The organism is Thiohalorhabdus sp., assembly GCF_046545655.1.
GTDB lineage: Bacteria > Pseudomonadota > Gammaproteobacteria > Thiohalorhabdales > Thiohalorhabdaceae > Thiohalorhabdus.
In genome coordinates, this window is record NZ_JBKGZG010000004.1 from 29,918 (window position 1) to 51,061 (window position 21,144).

Below are 21,144 nucleotides of genomic sequence, written 5' to 3' on the forward strand. Positions count from 1 at the left end.
TGTAAAGATCCATGGATACCAAGCGCTTCCTCCTCGCCATCGGTCTAACTCTGATTATCCTTTGGCTCTATCAGTCGTGGCTGGAGTACCAGTACCCGGACTACTACGCGCAGATGGAGGAGAAGGAGAGTCAGGATCGTTCAGAGGACGGTGCCGGGGACGAGGCCGAGGAGGAATCCCCGTCCACGCCGCAAACCGGGGACCAGAGCGAGGTTCCCTCCGCAGAATCCGCAGAAGAGGGGCAGCCAACCGCCCCGCAGCCGGCGCGGAATGGGGGTCCCACCGAGGGGGTGACGGTGACCACCGATGTTCTCCGCGTGGCCTTTTCCGAACAGAGCGGAGATCCCGTGGCAGCCTCGCTCCTGGACTACCGCGAGGAGGACAATCCCGATTCCCCGCCTGTGGAGGTACTGAAGAATCAGGGGAGCTGGCGGGTGATTGGACAGACCGGGTGGCTGTCCTCCGGTGGGGAGGCTCCGGATCACCAGGCCGCGTTCGAGGGGCCCGACGAAGGCTCCCTATCCCTAGAGGAAGGGGAGGATAGCCTCAAGGTCACCTATACCCGCCGGGAGGGGGACCTTGAATTCCGCAAGACCTACCGATTTGAGCGCGGATCCTATGTGGTCCCGGTGGAATACAGGGTGATCAACCAGGGAGAGGAACCGTGGACCGGCCACGTCTACGGGCAGCTGCGCCAACAGGGCATCAAGGGGCAGGGCAACTGGCTGCTGGGGGATTTCTTCTACCATGGGCCGGTACTGTTTACCGGCAATGCCATGCAGACCTTCCCCCTCACCGAGCTTGAGGAGCGGGCCCAGAACACCTTCCGGGACCAGGATCCTTCCGGTTGGGGCGGGATCATGTCCCGCTACTTCATGTCGGCCTGGGTACCCGAGGAACAAGAAGGGAACACCTTCTACGCCCGGGCTTCCAACGATGGCCTGTTCGCGGGCTATACGGCGCCGTTTCCGCAAGTGGCCGAGGGTGAGGAATCCTCGGTCCGTCAGTTCCTGTTCATCGGCCCCAAGGACCAGGGCATCCTGGAGCAGGTGGGTGAGAACCGAAACCTGCGGCGGTCCGTGGACTACGGCATTCTGTCCTTCCTGGCCGTGCCGCTGTTCGAGGTCCTGCGGTTCTTCCATGGACTGGTAGGCAACTACGGTCTGGCCATCATCCTGGTGGTCCTGGTGATCAAGATCGTATTCTATCCGCTGTTCACCATGAGCTACCGGGCCATGGCCAAGATGCGGAAGGTGCAGCCAGAGCTGCAGCGGCTGCGGGAGCAGTACGGGGACGATCGCCAGAAGCTCAACGAGGAGATGATGCGCCTGTACCGGGAGGAGAAGGTGAATCCCCTCGGCGGGTGCCTGCCCATCCTGGTGCAGATTCCGGTCTTCATTAGCCTGTACTGGGTGCTCCTGGAAAGCGTCGAGATCCGCCACGAGCCCTTCATGTTGTGGATCACCGACCTCACCAGCCAGGATCCTTACTACGTACTGCCCATCCTCATGGGCGCCTCCATGGTGGTGCAGCAGCTTCTGAATCCGGCGCCCCTGGATCCCATCCAGAAGAAGGTGATGCTGGCGCTGCCCGTGGTCTTTACCGTCTTCTTCATGCAATTCCCGGCCGGCCTGGTCCTCTACTGGCTGTCCAACAACCTCCTGTCGATCGCGCAGCAATGGTGGGTGATGCGGAAGATCACATAGCGGGCCGGACCATTGCCGCCATCGCCTCGCCCCCGGGGCGGGGCGGGGTGGGGGTGGTCCGCGTCTCCGGTCCCGCGGCCCGGGCCATCGGGCTGAGGGTATCCGGGCGCCGGGACCTGGAGCCGCGCTATTGCCACTTCGCCACATTCCGGGATTCCCGCGGCGAGCCTCTGGATCAGGGGCTCGTCGTTTTCTTTCCGGGTCCCCGGTCGTTCACCGGCGAGGACGTTGTGGAGCTGCACGGCCACGGCGGGCCGGCCGTTCTGAACGGGATCCTCCAGGCCGCCTACGACGCCGGGGCCGTGCCCGCCGAGGCGGGGGAGTTCACGCGGCAGGCCTTTCTGAACGGCCGCATGGATCTGTCCCAGGCCGAGGCGGTGGCGGAGCTTATCGAGGCCGATTCCCTGGCGGGGGCGCGGGCCGCCTTGCGGTCCCTGGAAGGGGAGCTCGGCCGGCAGGTGGAGCAGCTGGCCGAGGAGCTGGCGGATCTGCGGGTGTTCGTCGAGGGGGCCCTGGACTTTCCCGACGAGGACGTGGACTTCCTGGCCACGGGAGATCTCCGTGGGCGGCTCGCTGGGATTCGGGAGCGGTTCACCCGGTTGCGCCGACGCGCCTCCACAGGGGTGCGCCTGTCGGAAGGATTCCTGGTGGTCCTCGCAGGACGCCCCAATGCCGGCAAATCCAGCCTGCTTAACCGCCTCGCCGGTAGGGATTCCGCCATTGTCACCGAGCGTGCCGGCACCACGCGGGACGTCTTGCGGGAGAAGGTTGCCCTGGAAGGGTTCCACGTGGAACTTGCCGACACGGCCGGGCTCCGAGAGACTGAGGATCCCGTGGAGCGGGAGGGGGTACGGCGGGCCCGGGAGCTTGTGGAACGGGCCGACTTGGTCCTCTTTCTGGTGGACAGCCAGCAGGGCTGGACCCCGGGTGACGCCCGGGAATGGGACCGTCTGCCGGAGGACCGGCGGGTGGCCCTTTGGACGAAGGCGGATCTCGCCCCCTCCGGCGGGCAGCCGGCCGTCTCCACTACGGGAGAACCGGGGATCGCCCCCCTGGAAGACCTGCTGCGCAGCCGCCTTTCCCTCCAGGGCGGCGGCGATGCCCTGGGGGCGCGCCAACGGCACCTGGAGATCCTGGACCGGGTGGGAAGGGAAATGGCCAACGCGGCGGAGACCCTGGACCACTACGGCAGCGGCGATCTGGTGGCCCAGGACCTGCGGCGCGCCCACGCCGCCCTGGGGGAGATCACTGGGCGGGTCCACTCCGACGACCTCCTTGGGCGGATCTTCGCGACCTTTTGCATCGGGAAATAGCCATGGAACCTTACGACGTCCTGGTAGTCGGCGGCGGCCACGCGGGCACGGAGGCCGCGGCGGCCGCGGCGCGTATGGGGGTGCGAACCCTGCTGGTTACGCAGAACCTCGATACCATCGGCCAGATGGCGTGCAATCCCGCCATCGGGGGGCTCGGCAAGTCCCACCTCGTTCGCGAGGTGGACGCCCTTGACGGCATCATGGGGCGGGCGGCCGACCGGGCTGCCATCCAAGTGCGGGTTCTCAATCGGCGCAAGGGGCCGGCCGTACGTGCCACCCGGGCGCAGGCGGATCGCCTAGCCTACCGACGGGCGGTTCAGGAGGCGCTGTTCGCCCACCCGGGCCTGGAGCTTCTCCAAGGGAATGTGGAACAGCTGTGGCTGGACGGCGGACGGGTCCGGGGAATCATCCTCGCCGGGGACCATCGGCTCGAGGCGCGGAACGTGGTCCTGACCACCGGAACCTTCCTGGCGGGGCGCGTGCACATGGGCTCGGAGCAGTATTTGGCCGGGCGGGCCGGTGAGGCCCCCTCCATCGGGCTCGCCGAATGGCTCCGGTCGCAGGGGTTCCACGTGGAACGCCTGAAAACCGGTACCCCCCCACGCCTCGACGGGCGCTCCATCGACTGGGAGCGGGTCACTCCCCAACCGGGGGCGGAGCCCCTGCCGCGCATTTCCTTCCTGCCGCCGGTGGATCGTCTCCGACAGGTCCCCTGCCACCTTACCCATACGACGCCCGCGACCCACCGGGTAGTCGAGGAGGCCCTCGGGGAATCGCCCATTTATTCCGGGACCATCGAGAGCGCGGGTCCGCGCTACTGCCCTTCCATCGAGGACAAGGTGGTACGGTTCGCCGACCGGGATGCGCACACCGTGTTCCTGGAGCCGGAGGGCCTCCATACCCCGGAGGTCTATCCCAACGGCATCTCCACATCCCTGCCGCGGAGGGCGCAAAAGGAGCTGGTGGCCACCATCCCCGGCCTGGAACAGGCCCGTATCACCCGGTACGGCTACGCCATCGAGTACGACTATCTCGATCCCCGTCAACTGGAGCCCACCCTCCAATTGCGCGAGGTGGCGGGACTTTATCTGGCGGGACAGATCAACGGCACCACCGGGTACGAGGAGGCCGCGGCCCAGGGGCTGCTCGCCGCCACCAACGCGGCCCTCGCCGCCCGGGAACGGTCCCCCTGGTACCCCGGTCGGGAGGAGGCCTACCTCGGGGTGCTGATCGACGATCTGGTTACCCGCGGGGTGGACGAGCCGTATCGCATGCTCACCTCCCGCGCGGAGCACCGCCTCCTCCTGCGGGAGGACAACGCCGACGACCGGCTGACTCCCATCGGGCGGGAGCTCGGTCTGGTGGGGGAGGAGCGCTGGGCGCAGTTCAGTGAGACCAGCGCGGCCCTCCGGGAGTTGATGGAAGAGCTGGAGACCGTCCGGTTGGACCCACAGCAGGTGGAGCCAGAGCGGGCCGAGGAACTGCTCGGTGGCCCTTTCTCCAAGGGGGGCTCCCTGGCGGACCTCCTGCGCCGCCCGGAGGTGGGCCTGGAGGCTGTGGCCGTCCTCGCCGGCTACGATGACCTCCGGGAATACCCGGAGGAAGTCCGACAGCGGGCGGAGATCGAGGTGAAGTACGCGGGTTACATCGAGCGGGACCAGGCCCAGACCCGGCGTCTGGAGGCGGAAATGGACCGGCCCATCCCCGACGGGTTGGAATTCGCCGAGGTGCGCGGGCTCTCCAACGAGGTGGTGCAGCGCCTGGAGGCCGCCCGGCCGCGCACCCTGGGGCAGGCGGCGAACGTCCAGGGCGTGACTCCCGCCGCTTTGTCCCTCCTGCTAGTGCACAGCAAGCGGCGGGCGGGCTAGCGAAAAGCCTTGGCCTGCCTCACGGGCGAAGGGTATCCTACCCCCGTTCGTGATGCCCTGTTTCACGTGGAACCAAGGAGCGGGAATGGGCAAGGTAATTGCCGTGACCAACCAAAAAGGGGGGGTGGGGAAGACCACCACCTCGGTCAACCTGGCGGCCGCGCTGGCCGTTGGGGAGCAGCGGGTCCTGGTGGTGGATATCGACCCGCAGGGCAACGCCACCATGGGCCTTGGTTACGATAAAAAGGCCCAGGAAACCACCGTCTACCAGGTCCTTACGGGGGAGGTATCGGCCACCGAGGCCATCCTGACCCCCGCCGAGGGCAGCCAGGGAGGTCCGGACCTCATCCCGAGCAACAGCAACCTCTCCGGGGCCGAGATCGAGCTGGTGGATCAGGAAAACCGGGAGCGGCGCCTGCGGCGGGCCCTGTCGGAGGTCCAGGACCAGTACGATTACATCCTCATTGATTGCCCCCCCTCCTTGAACCTGCTCACGGTTAACGCCTTGGTTGCGGCGCACAGCGCCTTGATCCCCATCCAGTGCGAGTACTACGCCCTGGAGGGCCTCTCCCAGCTCATGGACGTCATCCAGCGCATCCGGCGCAAGGCCAACCCCGAGCTCCGCATCGAGGGGCTCCTTCTGACCATGTACGACAGCCGCAACAACCTCGCCAACCAGGTCTCTGAAGAGGTGCGGGAGCATTTCGGCCGCAAGGTCTACGAGACCACCATTCCCCGCAATGTGCGCCTGGGGGAGGCGCCCAGCTTCGGCATGCCGGTGATCTACTACGACGCCCTGTGCCGGGGATCGGAGTCCTACCTGGACCTGGCCCATGAGCTCATGGACGCCGGGGTGCCGGCATGAGCAAGCGCCGTTTGGGCCGGGGCCTGGATTCCCTCCTGGGGGACGACTTCCAGGAGGTGCCCGAAACGGGAGAGACCGAGGTCAAATGGGTGCCGGTGGACATGATCCGTCCCGGCACCTACCAGCCGCGCAAGCAGATGAAGGACGAGGCCCTCCGGGAGCTGGCGGAGTCCATTCGCAGCCAGGGGATCGTCCAGCCCCTGGTGGTGCGCCGACGGGAGGCGGGCGGCGAGTACGAGCTGATCGCCGGGGAGCGCCGCTGGCGGGCGGCCCAGCTGGCCGGGTTCGAGAGCGTGCCGGCCATGGTCCGTACCCTGGCCGACGAGCAGGCCCTGGAGATCGCCCTCATCGAGAACATCCAGCGGGAGGAGCTGAACCCGGTGGAAGAGGCGCGGGCCTTCGAGCGCCTGGTCACCGAGTTCGACATGACCCACGAGGCCATCGCCGAGCAGGTGGGCCGCAACCGCGCCACCATCTCCAATGCCCTGCGCCTGTTGCGGTTGCCCGAGCCGGTGCACCGGGCTCTGGAGGAAGGCACCCTGCGCATGGGGCACGCCCGGGCCTTGCTCGCCCTGGAGGGCCACGAGCGCCTGGGGGAAGTGGCCCAGGAAGTGATTCAGAAGGGCATGTCGGTCCGTGCCACCGAAGACCGCGTACGAAAGGCGATCCAGGAGGCGGAGGCCGGGGAAGGGCAGGAGACGGGTCCCGGTGGGGCCGTGCGCAAGGACCCGGACATCGAGCGGCTGGAGCAGGACCTCGGCGAGCGCCTGGCCACCCGGGTACGGATCACCCAGCGCAAGAACCGGGGCAAGCTCGAGATCGAGTACACCTCCGTGGACGAGCTGGAGGATATCGTTGCCCGCATCCGCCCTGAGCCCCGCGATTGACTAACAAGCCGCACTCCCTTAGTATCGCCGCCACCTGAAAGCGGAACGATTCCAATCCGATCGGGGTCGGCCCCGCCCTGCCCGCGCGCAGCCCGGGCAGGACGAGGCCGAAATTGTTTGCGGCCATTGTCCACCCCGAGCGCGCACCCGACGGATTTAAGGGTCCCTTGGACCAGCAACGAGACCTGATCAACCAGACCGGCCGGGTAATCGCCCGCCAGATCGTAACGGTGGCGGCGGTGGCGGCCCTGGCCTGGTACCTGGGCCGCCCGGACATGGCCAAGGGTCTGGCCTACGGCGGCGGCCTGGCGGCCCTGCTGGCCGCCATGCTGTCCGCCAGCCTCCAGCGGGCGGCGGACCACGCCGGGAACGGCGGTGCCCGGATCCTCTACCGGGGGGCCGTGGAGCGCTTCGTGCTCGTGGGGGTGGCGGTAATCCTCGCGGCGGGGGTCTGGGAACTGCACATTGGCGGGGTGATCGGGGGTCTGATCGTCGCCCACGTCGTCAGCTTCATCGAAGCGGCCCGCCTGTACGGGCCGCGGCGAAACACCGAATGATTTCCGGGATAGGGGAGCAACCGTGAGCAGCGGCAACGAGAACGCGGCCCAGGGCGGGGAAGCCCACGGCGACTACATCCAGCACCACATCACCAACTGGACCTTCGGCGAAGGGTTCTGGGCGATCAACCTGGACACCATGATCATGTCGATCTTCTGCGGCGTGGTCATTCTCCTGTTCGGGGCCTACATCAAGAACCGCGTCACCGAAGGGGTGCCCCAAGGCAGCCAGAACTTCATGGAAATGGTGGTGGAGTTCGTCAACAAGAACGTGGAAGACAACTTCCCCGGGCACAATCCCATCGTTGCCCCCATCGCCATCACCGTGTTCCTGTGGATCTTCCTGATGAACTTCTTCGACATCGTTCCGGTGGACCTGATCCCCGGGATGGTGGAGGCCATGGGTGCGGATTATTTCCGGGCGGTGGCCACCGCGGACCTGAACGTCCCCATGGGTATGGCCCTGGTGATCTTCATTCTCACCATCTTTTACAGCTTCAAGACCAAGGGCGGCGAATTCGCCATGGAGTTCGTCACCCACCCCTTCGGAAAGTGGCTCGCCCCCATCAACATCATAATGAAGGCGGTGGAGGAGCTGGCGAAGCCCCTTTCCCTGGGTCTGCGGCTGTTCGGCAACCTGTTCGCCGGGGAGCTCATCTACATCCTGATCGCCTTCCTGATCCCGTGGTGGCTCCACTGGCTGGGTGGTCTGCCCTGGACCATCTTCCACGTCCTGGTCATCGTGCTGCAGGCCTTCATCTTCATGGTCCTGAGCATCGTGTACCTGGCCATGGCCGTCTCGTCGGACCATTAACCGGTTTTTGTTTCCCACTCTTACAGCTCGCTAACTGCAGGAGGAATCGATGGAACCTGCCACCATCATCACCGCCGCTACCGCCATCGCCGTTGGAATCATCCTGGGTGCCGCCGGCCTGGGCTCCGCCCTCGGCTGGGGCATGATCACCTCCAAGGCCCTGGAGGGCATCGCCCGTCAGCCCGAGATGCGGCCCCAGCTGCTGACCAACACCTTCATCTTCGCCGGCCTGATGGAGTCCTTCCCGTTCATCGTGCTGGCGCTGGCCCTGTGGTTCGTCTTCGCCAACCCGTTCCTCGGCTAAGCGACGGGCCAGGCTACCGGGCGGCGTGAGGCCGCCCGGCCCCGAATTTCGGGACCAACCATAGGGGAAAGACCTTGAATCTGAATCTGACCCTGATCGGCCAGGCGATCACCTTCGTGGTCTTCATCTGGCTGTTCCAGCGGTATGTCTACGCCCCCATCAACGCGGCCCTGGTCAACCGGCAGAAGAAGATCCAGGAAGGCCTCGAGGCCGCCGAGCGGGGCGAGAAGGAGCAGGAGCTCGCCGAGAAGCGCGCCAAGGAAACCATCGCCGAGGCCAAGGAGAAGGCCCAGGAGATGGTGAGCGCGGCCGAGCGCCGGGCCAACGAGATCCGCGAGGAGGCCGCCGGTGAGGCTCGTCAGGAGGCCGAGCGAATCCTGGCCAATGCCCGGGAAGAGGCCGAGCAGGAAATGAACCGGGCGCGGCAAGAGCTGACCCAGCGGGTCGCGGACCTGGCGGTGGAAGGCGCCGAGAAGATCCTCGAGCGGGAAATCGACGCGAGCGCCCATTCCGAGGTCCTGGACCGCGTGGTGCAGCGCCTGTAAGGAGGGCCCCATGGCTGACGCCAATACCATCGCCCGGCCCTACGCGGAGGCGATCTTCGAGCTGGCCCAAAGCAAGGGAACCTTCGCGGAGTGGGAGGATACCCTTACCCTCCTGGCCGCGATCGCCGAGGATCCCAGCATGCGGCGCATGCTGGGCAACCCCAAGGTGAGCCAGGAGCGCCAGGAAGAGGTGTTCCGCTCGGTGGCGGGCGACCGCCTGGACGCGGCGAGCAACCGCCTTCTCGACACCTTGTTCGCCAACGACCGAGTGGCCTTTCTCCCCGACATCCTGGAGATCTACCGGGACTTGCGGCGCAGCGCCGAAGGCGAGGTCCACGCGGAGGTGACGGCCGCCGCGCCCCTCGACGAGGAGGCGGAAAAGGCCATTGCCAGCCAGCTGGAGAAGCGCTTTGGTAAGAAGGTTAGCGTGGAAAGCCGGGTGGACGAGTCGCTCATGGCGGGGCTGGTGATCCGCGCGGGGGACCTGGTGATCGACGGCTCCGTCCGGGGCGGGCTGGAACAGCTCCGTAACCAATTGAAAGCCTGAACAGGCCGCGAGGATAGGGGATCTGACGGTGCAACTGAACACCTCGGAAATCAGCGAACTCATTCGCAAGCAGATCGAGGGCTTCGAGCAGGACCTCGAAGCCCGCAGCGAAGGCACGGTGGTGGCCGTCCAGGACGGTATCATCAAGGCCCACGGCATCGAGGACGTCATGCAGGGGGAGATGCTCGAATTCCCCAACAACACCTACGGCATGGCGCTGAACCTCGAGCACGACGCGGTGGGCGGCGTGGTCCTCGGCGACTACACCCACATCCGCGAAGGGGACACGGTGAAGGCCACCGGCCGGATCATGGAGGTCCCCGTGGGCGAGAACATGGTGGGCCGCGTGGTGAACCCCCTCGGTCAGCCCATCGACGGCAAGGGCCCCATCGAGGCGGCCGCCCACGAGCCCATCGAGAAGATCGCCCCTGGCGTGATCGCCCGGGAGGGCGTGGACCAGCCGCTGCAGACCGGCATCAAGGCCCTCGACGCCATGGTGCCAGTGGGCCGGGGTCAGCGGGAGCTGATCATCGGCGACCGCCAGACCGGCAAGACCGCGGTGGCGGTGGACACCATCATCAACCAGAAGGGCACCGGGGTAACCTGCATCTACGTCGCCGTGGGCCAGAAGGCCTCCTCGGTGGCGCAGGTGGTGGCCAAGCTGGAGGAAGAGGGCGCCATGGACCACACCATCGTGGTCGCGGCGAACGCCTCCGAGTCCGCCACCATGCAGTACATCGCCCCCTACGCCGGCTGCTCCATGGGCGAGTACTTCCGCGACCGCGGCCAGGACGCCCTGATCGTCTACGATGACCTCACCAAGCAGGCCTGGGCCTACCGGCAGGTCTCCCTGCTGCTGCGGCGCCCGCCCGGCCGTGAGGCCTACCCCGGCGACATCTTCTACCTCCACAGCCGCCTGCTGGAGCGCGCCGCCCGGGTCAACGCCGATTTCGTCGAGCACAAGACGGGTGGCGAGGTGAAGGGCCAGACCGGCTCCCTGACCGCCCTGCCGGTGATCGAGACCCAGGCCGGCGACGTGTCCGCCTTCGTGCCCACCAACGTGATCTCCATCACCGACGGGCAGATCTACCTGGAGTCGGATCTGTTCAACTCCGGCATCCGGCCCGCCATCAACGCCGGCCTCTCCGTGTCCCGTGTGGGCGGGTCCGCCCAAACCGGCCTCATCAAGAAGCTGGCCGGCGGAATCCGGACCGACCTGGCGCAGTATCGGGAGCTGGCGGCCTTCGCCCAGTTCGCCTCCGACCTGGACGAGGCCACCCGGAACCAGATCGAGCGCGGCAAGCGCGTCACCGAGCTCATGAAGCAGGGGCAGTACAAGCCGCTGTCCGTGCCCGAGATGGCCACCTCCCTGTTCGCCGCCAACGAGGGCTACCTCGACGACGTCGACGTGGAGAAGGTGGTGGATTTCGAGAAGGCCCTGCATGAGTACATGCACTCCCAGCAGAAGGACCTGCTGGACAAGATGGCCAGCGAGCTCAAGCTGACCGACGAGATCCAGTCCGGGCTGCACAGTGCGCTGAAGGACTTCAAGGAGAAGCACGCCTACTAAGGCGCGCGATAACGATCGGAGAGCGGGATGCCGAGCTCCAAGGAAATCAAGAAGCAGATCGGCTCCGTCGAGAACACGAAGAAGATCACTTCGGCGATGGAGATGGTCGCGGCCTCCAAGATGCGCAAGGCGGAGGCCCGGATGCACGCCACCCGGCCGTACGCCGAGAAGATGCGGCAGGTGATCGGCCACATCGGCAAGGCCCATCCCGAGTACACCCACCCGTTCATGGAGGAGCGGGAGGTGAAGAACGCCGGGATCATCGTGGTCACCTCCGACCGCGGCCTGTGCGGTGGCCTCAACACCAACGCCCTGCGGGAGACGGTGAACCTGATGGAGGATCTCCAGAGCCAGGGGATCAACTATCAGGTCACGGCCATCGGCAAGAAGAGCCTCCCCCTCCTCAACCGGCTGGGGGTGGACATCATGGCCGAGCGGTCCGAGCTGGGCGATGCGCCGGAGGTCACCGACATCGCCGGGGCCGCCAAGGTGGTGATGGACGCCTACATGGCAGGGAGCCTGGACCGGGTCTACCTGGTGTACAACGAATTCGTGAACACCATGACCCAGAAGGTCCAGGCCGAGCAGATCCTGCCCATAACCAACCTGACCGAGCCGGACGAGCTCCACTGGGACTACATCTACGAGCCGGAGCCGCAGGAGGTCATCGACGGCCTCATGCAGCGCTACGTGGAGTCCCTGGTCTTCCACGGCCTGGTGGAGAACATCGCCTCCGAGCAGGCGGCTCGGATGGTGGCCATGAAGAGCGCTTCGGACAATGCCGAGGACCTCATCGAGGACCTTAAGCTGTCCTACAACAAGGCGCGTCAGGCGGCCATCACGGCGGAGCTGGCGGAGATCACATCCGGCGCGGCGGCCCTGGAGGGCTAGTCCGGCCGCGGCCACCCCGGCCGAGGTAGCCGGTCGGAAAGACCACGGGGCGGCGCCGAAGGCGGCGACCGAATTCCCAAGCTAGAGGAAGCGGGCACGAAAATGAGCGAATCCACTGGAACTGGCAAGATCGTCCAGATCATCGGCCCGGTGGTGGACGTGGACTTCGAGCAGGGCGACATGCCCGAGGTCTACGACGCCCTGGAGCTGGTGGACGGGGACCTGGTCCTCGAGGCCCAGCAGCACACCGGCGACAAGACCGTGCGCTGCATCGCCATGGGCTCCACCGACGGCCTCAAGCGCGGCATGGAAGTGAAGGGCACCGGCGCCCCGATCACCGTCCCGGTGGGGGAGAAGACCCTGGGCCGCATGATGGACGTCCTGGGCAACCCCATCGACGAAGCGGGCGACGTCCCCCACGACGAGACCGCCCCCATCCACGCCAAGCCGCCGGCCTACGAGGAGCTCTCCTCCACCGCCGACATCCTGGAGACGGGCATCAAGGTGATCGACCTGATGTGCCCCTTCGCCCGGGGCGGCAAGGTCGGCCTGTTCGGCGGCGCCGGCGTGGGCAAGACCGTGAACATGATGGAGCTGATCCGGAACATCGCCATCGAGCACTCCGGCTACTCCGTGTTCGCGGGCGTGGGCGAGCGCACCCGCGAGGGCAACGACTTCTACTACGAGATGAAGGAGTCGGAGGTCCTCGACAAGGTGTCGCTGGTCTACGGCCAGATGAACGAGCCGCCGGGGAACCGCCTGCGCGTGGCACTGACCGGCCTGACCATCGCGGAGAAGTTCCGGGACGAGGGCCGCGACGTGCTGATGTTCATCGACAACATCTACCGCTACTCCCTGGCCGGTAACGAGGTGTCCGCGCTGCTGGGCCGCATGCCTTCCGCGGTGGGCTACCAGCCGACCCTGGCCGAGGAGATGGGCGTCCTGCAGGAGCGCATCACCACCACCAAGACCGGGTCCATCACCTCGGTGCAGGCGGTGTACGTGCCCGCGGACGACCTCACCGACCCCGCGCCGGCCACCACCTTCGCCCACCTGGACGCCACCGTGGTGCTCGCCCGCTCCATCGCCGAGCTGGGCATCTACCCGGCCGTGGACCCGCTGGACTCCACCAGCCGCCAGCTGGACCCGCAGGTCATCGGCCAGGACCACTACGACACGGCCCGCCGGGTGCAGCAGGTGCTGCAGCGGTACAAGGAGCTCCAGGACATCATCGCCATTCTGGGCATGGACGAGCTTTCCGAGGAGGACAAGCTCATCGTGGCCCGGGCGCGGAAGATCCAGCGGTTCCTGTCCCAGCCCTTCTTCGTGGCCGAGGTCTTCACGGGCGCGCCCGGCAAGTACGTGCCGCTGTCCGAGACCATCCGCGGCTTCAAGGGCATCGTCGACGGCGAGTACGACGAGCTGCCGGAGCAGGCCTTCTACATGGTCGGCACCATCGATGAGGCGGTGGAGAAGGCCAACTCCCTGAAGAAGGCCAGCTGAGCCACGGCCCGGACGGATCGGCGGGGGTTGTCCGCCCCCGCCGCGAACGGGCTATATTGAGTAGGGGAGAGAGGGCATCATGGGAATGACCATCCACGTGGATGTTGTTAGCGCCGACCGGGAGATCTATTCCGGCACCAGCGAGATGGTGGTCGCCCCCGCCGAGATGGGCGAGGTGGGCATCATGCCCGGCCACTCCGCCTTCATCACCCGGCTGGTACCCGGGGAGGTGCGGATCCAGCACGAGGGCCGCGACGAGGAGGTGCTCTTCGTCTCGGGCGGCTACCTCGAGGTCCAGCCCTCGGTGGTGACCGTGCTGGCGGATACGGCGGAGCGGGCCCCGGACATCGACGCGGCGGAGGCCGAAGCGGCCCAGCGCCGGGCGGAGAAGGCCCTGGAGGAGCAGACCTCCGACATGGAGCTGGCCCGCGCCAAGGCCGAGCTGGCCGAGGCGGCGGCCCGTCTCCGGGTCTATCGCCGGCACCGCGAGCGCGCCGGGGTGTGAGGGCGCTTGCCACGGCTGCGCTGACGACCCGCCGGTTCGTATCGTCGGAGCAGGGGGCGGCCTTCGGGCCGCCCCCTTGTTGTTTGGAGGGTTTGAAGCCTTGAACTTGACCGTTGTCATCCTCGCCGCGGGACAGGGCACCCGTATGCGCTCGGCACGCCCCAAGGTGCTGCACGAGGTGGGCGGGCGCCCCATGGTGGGGCACGTTCTGGACGCCGCCCGTTCCTTGTCCCCGCAGCGCATCCGGCTGGTGGTCGGCCACGGCGCGGAGGAAGTGCGGGACCGCGTAGGGGCCCCGGACGTGGAGCTGGTGGAGCAGGAGGAGCAGTTGGGCACCGGCCACGCCGTACAGTGCGCCGGGCCCGAGTTCGCCGACTCCGACTGGGTGCTGGTGCTGAACGGGGACGTCCCTTTGCTGCGCGGGGAGACCCTCCGGTCCTGGGCCGAAGCCCTTGCCGGCTCCAGCCACGACCTGGGCATCCTGACCACCCACCCCGTGGATCCCACCGGCTACGGACGCGTCCTCCGCGACGACCAGGGACGGGTCACGGGCATCCGCGAGGAGAAGGACGCCACCCCCGAGGAGCGTTCCATCGGCGAGGTGTTTACCGGTACGCTGGCGGTCAGGGGGGAGCGCCTCGGCCCCTGGCTGGCGTCCCTGTCCGCCGACAACGCCCAGGGGGAGTACTACCTTACCGACGTGGTGGCCCTGGCGGCCGCGGCCGGCGGGGTACTCGCCCACCGTGTCCCGGATCCGGGGGAGGTGCAGGGGGTGAACAACCGCAGGCACCTGGCCGCGGTGGAAGCGGCCTTCCAGGAGCGGACGGCGGCCGCCCTCATGGAGGCGGGGGTGACGCTGCGGGACCCCGCCCGGACGGCGGTCTACGGCAAGGTCCATCCGGCGACCGACGTGGTGGTGGACCCGGGCTGCCAGTTCGAGGGGGAGGTGACCCTGGGCGCCGGGGCCCACATCGGTCCCGGATGTGTCCTGCGGGACTGCGCCATCGGCGAGGGCGCCCGGGTGGAGGCCAACAGCCACATCGAGGGGGCGACGGTGGGCCCCGGCGCCGCCGTGGGCCCCTTCGCCCGGCTGCGATCGGGCACGGTGCTTGAGGACGGCAGCAAGGTGGGCAACTTCGTGGAGGTGAAGAAGGCCCGCCTGGGCCCCGGGGTCAAGGCCAACCACCTCTCCTACGTGGGCGACGCCGAGGTGGGGGAGGGCGCCAACCTCGGCGCCGGGACCATCACCTGCAATTACGACGGCCACCGCAAGCACACCACCACCATCGGCGCGGGGGCCTTCATCGGCTCCGCGGTGCAGCTGGTGGCCCCGGTGAGCGTGGGGGAGGGGGCCACCATCGGCGCTGGCTCCACCATCACCAAGGACGCCCCGGCCGGGGCCCTGACCCTGTCCCGGGCCAAGCAGCTTACCCGCCACGACTGGAAGCGCCCCGAGGAGCGGGCCAAGGAGGAGCAGGACTAGATGTGCGGGATAATTGGCGGAGTGGGCGAGCGCAACATGGTCCCGGTGCTCCTGGAGGGGCTCTCCCGCCTGGAGTACCGGGGCTACGACAGTGCGGGCCTGGTGGTGCTCGGCGGCGGCGGCATGACCCGCCGCCGCCGGGAGGGCAAGGTCTCGGCCCTGGAGGAGGAGGTGGAAGCCGAGGGGATCCGCGGCCACACCGGCATCGCCCACACCCGCTGGGCCACCCACGGCAGCCCCTCCGCCGAGAATGCCCACCCGCACGTGGCCGGCGACCGGGTGGCCGTGGTCCACAACGGCATCATCGAGAACCACGGCGAGCTCCGGGCGGAGCTGGAGGCGGAGGGCTACGTCCTCACCTCCCAAACCGACACCGAGACCATCCCCTGCCTCATCCACCGCGAGCTGACCCGGGGAAGCGATCTCTTTGGCGCCCTCCGGGAGGTGGCCCGGCGCCTCCAGGGCGCCTACGCCCTGGCGGTGGTGGACGCCGAGGACCCCGGCCGCATCGTGGGCGCCCGCAAGGGCAGCCCGCTGCTGCTGGGCGTGGGGGTGGGTGAGCACTTCCTTGCCTCGGACGCCGCCGCCCTGGTGCCGGTGACCCAGGAGCTGGTGGATCTGGCCGACGGCGATTTCGTGGAGCTCACCCGCGACGGCTTCACGGTGACGGATCTGGACGGCCACCCCCAGCACCGCGAGGTGCGCACCTCCCACATCCGCGTGGACCAGGTGGAGCGCGGCCAGTACCGCCACTTCATGCAGAAGGAGATCTTCGAGCAGCCGTCGGCGGTGGCCGAGACCCTGGAGGGGCGCATCGAGCGGCCGGACTGGGGGCTGGACGACATCGCCGACGGCCTCGCCGATACCTGGTCCGGGGTGGAGGAAGTGCTGATCCTGGCCTGCGGCACCAGCTACCACGCCGCCCAGGTGGCGCGCTACTGGATGGAGGCCCACGCCGGCCTGCCCACCGCCGTGGAGGTGGCCTCGGAGTTCCGCTACCGGGACCCGGTGGTGCGCCCGGGCACGGCCATTATCGCCATCTCCCAGAGCGGCGAGACCGCCGATACCCTGGCCGCGGTGCGCGAGCTGCGCCGCCACGGCCACGGCCCGGTGCTTGCCATCTGCAACGTGCGGGAGAGCTCCCTGGACCGGGAGGCGGATACCACCCTGTACACCGAGGCGGGGCCGGAGATCGGCGTCGCCTCCACCAAGGCCTTTACCACCCAGCTCACCGTGCTGGCCCTGCTCACCGCGGCGGCGAGCCAGTCCAGCCGGGGCGCCGCCTGGCAGGATCCGGCGGTCTGGCGCGAGGAGCTGCGGGCCCTGCCGCGCCGCATCCACGGCGCCCTGGAGCTGGACGAGTCCATGCGCCGCGTGGCGGCCGGCCTCTTGGGGCGGGAGCACGCCCTGTTCCTGGGCCGGGGTCCCTTCTACCCCATCGCCATGGAGGGGGCCCTGAAGCTCAAGGAGATCAGCTACATCCACGCCGAGTCCTACCCGGCCGGCGAGCTCAAGCACGGCCCCCTGGCGCTGGTGGACGAGGACATGCCGGTGTTCGTCCTCGCCCCCAACAACCAGCTCCTCGACAAGGTGCTGTCCAACCTCGAGGAGGTGCGCACCCGCGGCGGCGACGTGGTGGTGCTCACCGAGCCCGGTCAGGGCCCGGCCAGCGGGGAGGGTCTGGAGGTGGTGGAGCTGCCGGATCCGGGCGCGCTCCTCGCCCCGGTTCTGTACACCATCCCCCTCCAGCTGCTCGCCTACCACACCGCGGTCCTCAAGGGCACGGACGTGGACCAGCCCCGCAACCTGGCCAAATCGGTGACCGTGGAGTAGCCTGCCCGGAAACGGCGCGCCCCCAGGGGCAAACCCGGCGAGGACCATGGACCTCCCCCACCTCCTGCGGACCTGGACCCGGCACTGGAGCCTGCGGCTCATGGCGTTGGGGGTGGTCGTGGGGGTGCTGGCGGGGGCGGTGGTCCTCCTGTTCCGCGTCGCCATCGCCCAGGCCACGGAGTGGTTCACCCTGGGGGCCGGCTTCGCCGGCCTCCCCGCCTGGGCGCGCCTGCTGCTGCCCGCCGCCGGGGGCCTGGCGGTGGGCCTGCTGGCCGCCTACGCCTTCCCCCGCCACGCCGATGTGGGGGTCAGCCGCGTGCTGGAGCGGGTGGCCTACGGCGCCAGCCAGCTGGGGGCCCGCAGCGCCATCGCCCAGTTCCTCTTCGGTACCCTGGCCATCGGCTCGGGACACTCCGTGGGCCGGGAGGGCCCGTCCATCCACATGGGCGCCGCCATCGGCTCCCTGGTGGGCCAGCGGTTCGGGGTGGATCCCGAGTACCTGCGCATCCTGGTGGCGGCCGGGGCCGCCGGGGCCTTCGCCGGCGCCCTGAACATCCCCCTGGCCGGGGTGGTCTTCGCCCTGGAGGTGATCCTGGGCGAGTACACCCTGATCCTGTTCGCGCCCGTGGTGGTGAGCGCAGTGCTGGCCACCGTGGTCGCCCAGGCCGGGGCAGGCGGGGCGGTGACCTTCGAGGTGCCGCAGATCGCCACCCACTCCCTGGTCTACCTGCCCCTGGATTGGGGCATCGGCCTGGGGGCGGCCCTGGTCTCCTTCCTGCTCATCCGGGGGGTGGAGGGGATCTACCGCCTGGGCCGCTGGAGCCCCGTGCCCGCCTGGGCGCTGCCGGCGGTGGGCGGGCTGCTGGTGGGGGTGCTCGCCGTGCCGCTCCCGGAGGTGATGGGGGTCAGCTACGACACCCTGACCCGGGTCTTCACCGGCAATGTGCCCCTGCTGGCCCTGGCCCTGCTCCTGGTGGCCAAGCTGGCCGCCACCGCCGTGAGCCTGGGCTGCCAGTCCCGGGGCGGGGCCATCGGCCCCTCCCTGTTCATGGGCGCCCTCGTGGGCGCCCTGGTGGCGGAGCTTGCGGGGTACCTCCCCGGCGACCCCGGGGACACCGCCGTCTACGCCGTCATCGGCATGGCGGCGGGCATGGCGGCCATCCTCAACGCTCCCTTCAGCGCCATCGTGGCGGTGTTCGAGCTGGTGCAGAACCCGGCGGTGATCCTGCCGGTGATGCTGGCCACGGTGACCGCGGCGGTTACCTCCAGGGATTGGTTCAAGGCGCAGTCCATCTTCGCCTGGACCCTCCACCTGCGGGAGCTGTCCGAGCCCACGCTGCCCGAGGCGGGCCAGAAGTGCACCATCCCCGTGAACCGGGTCATGCTCCGGGACTACCGGGCCCTGCCGCGCCAAATAACCACCGAGGAACTGCGCGAAGCGCAGTCCGACTCGGGCCTCCAGGTGGTCTTCCCGGTGGAGGAGGCGGGCCGCTTCCTGGGGATCATGGATCTCATGGGCCTCCTGCAGGCCGGCCTGGAGGCCCCCGACGAGGAAGGCCGGGTGGACCTGGAGCCCTTCCTCCACCCCGCCGAGGACCTGCGCAACCTCTATCCCGGCGACGGGGCGGTGAAGGCCATGGACCTCATGGCCTCCTACGGACTGGAGGGTTTCCCCGTGCGCTCCCCCCGGGATACCGAGATCCTGGTGGGCCTGGTGAACCGGACGGACGTGGTGCGGTCCTGCTTGGAACAGATGCGAAACGCCGAAGGAAGGGAAGAGACCGAGCCCCATGCTTGAAGGCCTGAACGAGCAGCAGCAGGAGGCGGTGGCCCTGCCCGCCGGCCCCAACCTGATCCTGGCGGGAGCGGGCAGCGGCAAGACCCGCGTGCTCACCCACCGCATCGCCCACCTGGTGGGGCACCTGGGCGAGCCGCCCGGCTCCATCCTGGCCGTGACCTTCACCAACAAGGCCGCCCGGGAGATGCGTGAGCGGGTGGAGGAACTGCTCGGCATCAGCGTCGCCAACCTGTGGATCGGCACCTTCCACGGCCTGTGCCACCGCATCCTGCGTGCCCACGCCGCGGCCCTGGAGCTGCCCGGCGACTTCCAGATCCTCGACGCCGAGGACCAGAAGCGCATGGTGCGGCGGGTGATCCGCGAGGCCGGGGTGGACGAGAAGGCCTACGACCCCCGCCGGGTGCAGGGGGCCATCAACGCATCCAAGGAGGACGGCCTGACCCCCGCCGAGGTGGCGAGCCGGGGCGACGACGATCCCACCATCACGGACCTCTACCGCCGCTACCAGGCCACCCTCCACCAGGCCGGCCTGGTGGACTTCGGCGACCTGCTGCTGCGGACCCTGGAGCTGTTCCGCAAGCAGCCCGAGGTGGCCGCCCACTACCGCGAGCGCTTCCGCCACGTCCTGGTGGACGAGTTCCAGGACACCAATCGGGTGCAGCTGCTGTGGCTGCAGGCGCTGGTGGGGGAGGGCGACGACTTCTTCGCGGTGGGCGACGACGACCAGTCCATCTACGGCTGGCGCGGCGCGCGGGTGGACCACGTGCTGAACTTCCGCGACCACTACCCCGAGTGCAACGTGGTGCGCCTGGAGCGCAACTACCGCTCCACCCAGCCCATCCTCGCCGCCGCCAACGACGTGATCCGCCGCAACACGGGCCGCCTCGGCAAGGAGCTGTGGACGGACCGGGAGGCGGGCCAGCCGGTGGCCTGGCTGGCCGCGCCCACGGAGCGGGAGGAGGCCCAGTTCGTGGTCGGCGAGATCCGCCGCTGGGTGGAGGGGGGCCGGGCCCGGGCGGAATGCGCGGTGCTGTATCGGTCCCACGCCCAGTCCCGGCAGTTCGAGGAGGCCCTGCTCGGGGCCGGGCTGCCCTACCGGGTCTACGGCGGCATGCGCTTCTACGAGCGCGCCGAGATCAAGGACGCCCTGGCCTACCTGCGCCTGCTGCGCAACCGCGACGACGACGCCAGCTTCGACCGGGTGGTGAACCAGCCGGCCCGCGGGGTGGGGGAGAAGTCCCTGGCGGCGGTGCGCGAGGCCGCGAGCGGCGGCTCCCTCTGGCAGGGGGCGGAGAACGCCTTGGCGGGCGGGGCGGTGCGCGGCAAGGCGCGAACCGGCCTGGAGGCCTTCATGCGCCTCATCGACGATCTCACCGCCGCCTCCCGCAATCTGGAGCTGGGCGATCTGGTGGAACGGGTGCTCCGGGACACGGGGCTGGCCGAGGCCTGGGCGGCCAAGGGCGACGGCGACGCCGACAACCGCATCGAGAACCTGGAGGAGCTCATGAGCGCGGCGGAGCAGTTCGCCGCCGAGGAGGTCCCCGCCGACGAGGACGCCCTGTCCGCCTTCCTCGCCCACACCGCCCTGGAGGCCGGCGAGGGCCGCGCCGACCCCGAGGAGGACGCCGTGCAGCTCATGTCGCTGCACGCGGCCAAGGGCCTGGAGTTCCCGCGGGTCTTCCTCACCGGCATGGAGGAGGGTCTGTTCCCCCACTTCCGCACCCTCGACGACGAGGCGGCCCTGGAGGAGGAGCGCCGGCTCTGCTACGTGGGCATGACCCGCGCCATGGAGGAGCTGACCCTGACCATGGCGCGCCGTCGGCGCCTGTACGGGCGCGACCAGACCAATCCACCGTCGCGCTTCGTGGAGGAGATCGGCCCGGAGCGGCTCAACGACATCACCCCCCGACCGGCCGTGGAGGGCCCGGGGCTGGGAAGTGCGAAGGGCGGGAGCGGATTCCAGCCGGCGGAGAGGCGGGAGCCGCCGCCGTTCCCCCCCGGATCGGGTGTTCGGCATTCCCGCTTCGGCGCCGGGGTGGTCATGGCCTGCGAGGGCAGCGGCCCCAAGGCCCGGGTGCGGGTCTTCTTCCGCGACCTGGGCGAGGAGAAGTGGCTGATCGTGGAGTACGCGGGGCTGGAAAAGCTGGGTTAATTA

Annotated in this window: 18 protein-coding genes; all 18 read left to right on the forward strand. The window is 68.7% G+C overall.

From position 1 onward, the window contains the following. Positions 1-11 precede the first annotated feature (11 nt). The 18 genes from yidC to ACLFRB_RS01925 all read left to right on the forward strand — a co-directional run bounded on the left by yidC (position 12) and on the right by ACLFRB_RS01925 (position 21,141). Positions 12-1,706, forward strand: coding sequence for a membrane protein insertase YidC (gene yidC / locus ACLFRB_RS01840; protein ID WP_411067294.1), 1,695 nt, complete (start codon positions 12-14; stop codon positions 1,704-1,706). Continuing rightward, positions 1,679-3,019, forward strand: coding sequence for a tRNA uridine-5-carboxymethylaminomethyl(34) synthesis GTPase MnmE (mnmE, locus tag ACLFRB_RS01845; protein ID WP_411067295.1), 1,341 nt, complete (start codon positions 1,679-1,681; stop codon positions 3,017-3,019). Before yidC ends, mnmE begins: the two co-directional genes overlap by 28 nt. A gap of 2 nt (positions 3,020-3,021) precedes the next feature. Beyond that, a complete protein-coding gene (gene mnmG / locus ACLFRB_RS01850; RefSeq protein WP_411067296.1) occupies positions 3,022-4,887 on the forward strand; it encodes a tRNA uridine-5-carboxymethylaminomethyl(34) synthesis enzyme MnmG in 1,866 nt (621 codons plus the stop codon). An 85-nt stretch (positions 4,888-4,972) separates the two neighbouring features. Next, the gene (locus tag ACLFRB_RS01855; protein WP_411067297.1) at positions 4,973-5,752 is read left to right on the forward strand and encodes a ParA family protein; all 780 of its coding nucleotides are present in this window, start codon (positions 4,973-4,975) and stop codon (positions 5,750-5,752) included. Beyond that, the gene (locus tag ACLFRB_RS01860; protein WP_411067298.1) at positions 5,749-6,639 is read left to right on the forward strand and encodes a ParB/RepB/Spo0J family partition protein; all 891 of its coding nucleotides are present in this window, start codon (positions 5,749-5,751) and stop codon (positions 6,637-6,639) included. Before ACLFRB_RS01855 ends, ACLFRB_RS01860 begins: the two co-directional genes overlap by 4 nt. Positions 6,640-6,806: 167 nt before the next feature. After that, the gene (locus ACLFRB_RS01865) at positions 6,807-7,196 is read left to right on the forward strand and encodes an ATP synthase subunit I (RefSeq protein ID WP_411067299.1); all 390 of its coding nucleotides are present in this window, start codon (positions 6,807-6,809) and stop codon (positions 7,194-7,196) included. Positions 7,197-7,218: 22 nt separating this feature from the next. Next, the gene (gene atpB / locus ACLFRB_RS01870) at positions 7,219-8,010 is read left to right on the forward strand and encodes a F0F1 ATP synthase subunit A (protein WP_411067300.1); all 792 of its coding nucleotides are present in this window, start codon (positions 7,219-7,221) and stop codon (positions 8,008-8,010) included. Positions 8,011-8,059: 49 nt separating this feature from the next. After that, positions 8,060-8,314: a F0F1 ATP synthase subunit C gene (gene atpE / locus ACLFRB_RS01875; protein ID WP_054964908.1), complete on the forward strand. Its 255-nt coding sequence runs from the start codon at positions 8,060-8,062 to the stop codon at positions 8,312-8,314. Positions 8,315-8,388: 74 nt separating this feature from the next. Next, positions 8,389-8,859 (forward strand): F0F1 ATP synthase subunit B, encoded by a 471-nt coding sequence (locus tag ACLFRB_RS01880; protein WP_411067301.1) that lies wholly within the window; start codon positions 8,389-8,391, stop codon positions 8,857-8,859. 10 nt (positions 8,860-8,869) lie between these two features. After that, positions 8,870-9,406, forward strand: a complete 537-nt coding sequence (locus tag ACLFRB_RS01885) for a F0F1 ATP synthase subunit delta (protein WP_411067302.1) — start codon at positions 8,870-8,872, stop codon at positions 9,404-9,406. Between the two features lie 28 nt (positions 9,407-9,434). Further along, on the forward strand, positions 9,435-10,976 hold the full coding sequence (atpA, locus tag ACLFRB_RS01890) for a F0F1 ATP synthase subunit alpha (RefSeq protein ID WP_411067303.1): 1,542 nt from the start codon (positions 9,435-9,437) through the stop codon (positions 10,974-10,976). A gap of 27 nt (positions 10,977-11,003) precedes the next feature. Next, on the forward strand, positions 11,004-11,867 hold the full coding sequence (gene atpG, locus ACLFRB_RS01895) for a F0F1 ATP synthase subunit gamma (protein WP_411067304.1): 864 nt from the start codon (positions 11,004-11,006) through the stop codon (positions 11,865-11,867). Between the two features lie 102 nt (positions 11,868-11,969). After that, positions 11,970-13,370, forward strand: a complete 1,401-nt coding sequence (atpD, locus tag ACLFRB_RS01900; protein WP_411067305.1) for a F0F1 ATP synthase subunit beta — start codon at positions 11,970-11,972, stop codon at positions 13,368-13,370. A 79-nt stretch (positions 13,371-13,449) separates the two neighbouring features. After that, the gene (locus tag ACLFRB_RS01905; RefSeq protein WP_411067306.1) at positions 13,450-13,875 is read left to right on the forward strand and encodes a F0F1 ATP synthase subunit epsilon; all 426 of its coding nucleotides are present in this window, start codon (positions 13,450-13,452) and stop codon (positions 13,873-13,875) included. 100 nt (positions 13,876-13,975) lie between these two features. Next, positions 13,976-15,358 carry a bifunctional UDP-N-acetylglucosamine diphosphorylase/glucosamine-1-phosphate N-acetyltransferase GlmU gene (gene glmU / locus ACLFRB_RS01910; protein WP_411067307.1) on the forward strand — a complete coding sequence of 461 codons (1,383 nt, stop codon included), beginning with the start codon at positions 13,976-13,978 and terminating at the stop codon, positions 15,356-15,358. Beyond that, a complete protein-coding gene (glmS, locus tag ACLFRB_RS01915; RefSeq protein ID WP_411067308.1) occupies positions 15,359-17,191 on the forward strand; it encodes a glutamine--fructose-6-phosphate transaminase (isomerizing) in 1,833 nt (610 codons plus the stop codon). 46 nt (positions 17,192-17,237) lie between these two features. Next, entirely contained in the window at positions 17,238-18,989 is a 1,752-nt protein-coding gene (locus tag ACLFRB_RS01920) for a chloride channel protein (RefSeq protein WP_411067309.1), read from the forward strand. Next, positions 18,982-21,141, forward strand: coding sequence for a UvrD-helicase domain-containing protein (locus ACLFRB_RS01925; protein ID WP_411067310.1), 2,160 nt, complete (start codon positions 18,982-18,984; stop codon positions 21,139-21,141). The genes ACLFRB_RS01920 and ACLFRB_RS01925 overlap by 8 nt, the downstream gene beginning before the upstream one ends. The last annotated feature ends 3 nt before the right edge of the window (positions 21,142-21,144 follow it).

Excerpts from the sequence above, each read along its gene's own strand:
- atpG (WP_411067304.1), top strand. The coding sequence starts at position 11,004 with ATGCCGAGCTCCAAGGAAATCAAGAAGCAGATCGGCTCCGTCGAGAAC.
- ACLFRB_RS01925 (WP_411067310.1), top strand. The coding sequence starts at position 18,982 with ATGCTTGAAGGCCTGAACGAGCAGCAGCAGGAGGCGGTGGCCCTGCCC.
- mnmE (WP_411067295.1), top strand. The coding sequence starts at position 1,679 with ATGGTGGGTGATGCGGAAGATCACATAGCGGGCCGGACCATTGCCGCC.
- ACLFRB_RS01855 (WP_411067297.1), top strand. The coding sequence starts at position 4,973 with ATGGGCAAGGTAATTGCCGTGACCAACCAAAAAGGGGGGGTGGGGAAG.
- atpD (WP_411067305.1), top strand. The coding sequence starts at position 11,970 with ATGAGCGAATCCACTGGAACTGGCAAGATCGTCCAGATCATCGGCCCG.
- ACLFRB_RS01905 (WP_411067306.1), top strand. The coding sequence starts at position 13,450 with ATGGGAATGACCATCCACGTGGATGTTGTTAGCGCCGACCGGGAGATC.
- glmS (WP_411067308.1), top strand. The coding sequence starts at position 15,359 with ATGTGCGGGATAATTGGCGGAGTGGGCGAGCGCAACATGGTCCCGGTG.
- ACLFRB_RS01860 (WP_411067298.1), top strand. The coding sequence starts at position 5,749 with ATGAGCAAGCGCCGTTTGGGCCGGGGCCTGGATTCCCTCCTGGGGGAC.
- mnmG (WP_411067296.1), top strand. The coding sequence starts at position 3,022 with ATGGAACCTTACGACGTCCTGGTAGTCGGCGGCGGCCACGCGGGCACG.
- atpE (WP_054964908.1), top strand. The coding sequence starts at position 8,060 with ATGGAACCTGCCACCATCATCACCGCCGCTACCGCCATCGCCGTTGGA.
- yidC (WP_411067294.1), top strand. The coding sequence starts at position 12 with ATGGATACCAAGCGCTTCCTCCTCGCCATCGGTCTAACTCTGATTATC.
- ACLFRB_RS01920 (WP_411067309.1), top strand. The coding sequence starts at position 17,238 with ATGGACCTCCCCCACCTCCTGCGGACCTGGACCCGGCACTGGAGCCTG.
- ACLFRB_RS01885 (WP_411067302.1), top strand. The coding sequence starts at position 8,870 with ATGGCTGACGCCAATACCATCGCCCGGCCCTACGCGGAGGCGATCTTC.